Origin of the sequence: Vibrio sp. YT-16 (assembly GCF_033337405.1) — a bacterium.
GTDB classification, from domain to species: domain Bacteria; phylum Pseudomonadota; class Gammaproteobacteria; order Enterobacterales; family Vibrionaceae; genus Vibrio; species Vibrio alginolyticus.
Genome location: NZ_JAWOQQ010000119.1, coordinates 1 through 1,175 on the forward strand (window position 1 = coordinate 1; position 1,175 = coordinate 1,175).

General features: G+C 49.9%; 1 protein-coding gene. It reads left to right on the forward strand.

All coding sequences use genetic code 11. The features are described from left to right. On the forward strand, positions 1 to 1,158 hold a 1,158-nt coding region (gspL, locus tag R7F07_RS25150), incomplete at its 5' end, for a type II secretion system protein GspL (RefSeq protein WP_318110660.1). Between the last annotated feature and the right edge of the window lie 17 nt (positions 1,159 to 1,175).

A 1,175-nucleotide genomic window follows, 5' to 3' on the forward strand; every position in this document is an offset into this window, starting at 1 on the left:
ACCACGCCTTGGGTGGTGTGGTCGACAGAACAACAGGAAGTGATTGCCAGCGGTGAACTTGCCGGATGGGAACACTTGGATGAGTTGGTATCGTATGCCGGCCAGCGCCAAGTCATCGCTTTACTAGCGAGTAATGATGTGGTGTTAACTCAGGTGGACATTCCGCCTGGTGCAACACGTCAGTTCGACAACATGTTGCCTTATTTGATTGAAGATGAAGTCGCGCAAGATGTGGATAGCTTGCACTTCACCGTATTGGGTAAGCAAGCGGATAAAGCACAAGTGTGTGCGGTCGAGCGTGCATGGGTACAAACCGTGCTACAGCGTTTTGCTAGCCAAGGGTTGACCATTAAACGCATCTTGCCAGATGTATTGGCATTGCCTGTCAGTGATGACAACAGCAGTGCGGCACTGATTGGTGAGCAATGGCTAATTCGTCACTCAGAGACGGAAGGCGCGGTGGTGGATTCGGCGTGGCTGGATCTTTACCTCTCTTCTTACCTGCAAAACCATGAAGGTTGGCAACTCGATTGCTACAGTTCCGTGCCAGAATCGACGGTTGAGAGTGTATGGGTTCCTAAGCCAGAAGAAATGACGATGGCGTTGCTCGCAAAAGGCGTCGTGAGTAGTAAAACGAACCTGTTAACTGGCGAGTTTAAGCCGAAGTCTTCTTGGGGTAAGTACTGGAAAGTTTGGCAAAAGGCGGCTATCGCTGCGGGCGTTTTGTTAGTGGTGGTCGTGGCTCAGCAACTTCTCGTCGTCCACAAGTACGAAGCACAAGCACAAGCCTATCGTGAAGAAAGCGAACGTATTTTCCGTCAGGTTTTCCCAAACAAGAATCGAATTCCGACCGTAAGCTACTTAAAGCGCCAAATGACGGATGAAGAGCGCCGTTTATCTGGTGGCTCAACAGATGTTGCGATGTTGTCTTGGCTTGCTGCCTTGCCTGCAACGCTTGGTCAGGTGAAAGATCTAGAAATCACCAGCTTTAAGTATGACGGCCAACGTGGTGAAGTGCGCATTCACGCACGTAGCTCAGACTTCCAGCCTTTTGAGCAGGCACGTGTGAAGTTGGCTGAGAAGTTTAATGTTGAGCAAGGTCAGCTTAATCGCAGTGATAACGTTGTGATGGGTAGCTTTGTGTTGAAGCGTCAGTGAGGTGATGATGAAGAATT